Source organism: Saccharopolyspora sp. NPDC000995 (assembly GCF_053599315.1).
Genome location: NZ_JBSFLZ010000362.1, coordinates 1 through 1,139, shown reverse-complemented (window position 1 = coordinate 1,139; position 1,139 = coordinate 1). Strand labels below are relative to the sequence as shown.

At 67.9% G+C, this 1,139-nt stretch carries 1 protein-coding gene; it reads right to left on the bottom strand.

The annotated features are described in order from the left end of the window. A partial coding sequence (locus tag ACWDKQ_RS36330) for an AMP-binding protein (RefSeq protein WP_450143266.1) occupies positions 1–1,007 on the bottom strand: 1,007 nt, incomplete at its 3' end. Positions 1,008–1,139 lie beyond the last annotated feature (132 nt).

Here is a 1,139-nt window from a genome sequence, read left to right as displayed (position 1 = left end):
TGGCGGGCTTTGAGCCGTGCCCGCGTTTCGGCGTCGCGGTCGTTCCATTCCGGGCGCCAGTCGCACAGCATGGCGGGTCCGTAGGTTTCGGTCAGCCCGTACAGGTGTGTGACGTCGAATCCCAGCTCCGTGGTTCGCCGCAGGATCGACGGCGACGGCGGCGCGCCACCGGTGGCGATCCGCACTGTGTGCTCAAGCGGTTCGGCTTCGCGGGCGTAGGCGATCATCGAGAGCACGGTCGGTGCTCCGTTGAGGTGTGTGACGTCCTCTTCCCGCAGCAGCCGCCAGATCTCGGCAGGGTCTATTTTGGGCAGGCAGATGTGTGTCGCGGCCGCGGCGGTCACTGCCCACGGGAACGTCCATCCGTTGCAGTGGAACATCGGCAGCGTCCATAGGTGCACGCTCGAGGGTGTCAGCGCGGTATGCCCCACCATCGCCAAGGCCTGCAGGAACGCGCCCCGGTGGTGGTACATCACGCCTTTGGGGCGGCCGGTGGTCCCCGAGGTGTAGTTGATCGACAGCAGCGACCGTTCGTCGGCCGGGGTCCGGTGCAGGGGCTGCGCCGCGGCCAGCAGGTCCTCGTACTCCTGTCCCGCCCGGATTCGGTGTGGCGGGGCGTGCATCCGGGCGAGTGCCTCATCGGCCAGCGCCTCGAGCGAGGGGTCGTGGATCAGCACGGCGGCACGGGAGTGCTCCAGGATGTAGGTGACCTCGTCCGCGGCCAGCCGGGTGTTCACCGCGACCAGTGGCACTCCTGTCCATGGCACCCCGTAGTGCGCTTCCAGCGCGACGTGGGTGTTCGGTGCCAGCACCGCCACTGGACGATCTCCGGCCAGCGGCGCGAGTCCGCCCGCGAGCCGCTGGCACCGGTCGTGCAGCTGCGCGTAGGTCCACTGGGAGGGCCCGTCCACCACCGCGACCCGGTCTCCGTGCGCGGCTGCGGCGCGGTCCAGGTACGACGTCGGGGTCAGCGGCTGGAAGGACAAGGAGTCCACGTCGGGAGTCATCGCAGGCCTCCACGGGGCGGGTTGCCGGTCGTGAGGAAGAAGTCCATGTCCACCCTTCCCTAGAATGTTATTGACGAGTAACGTAAGCCGTGGCAAAGATGGCGTCAAGGCTTTGCGTGAGTCCTGAAATGT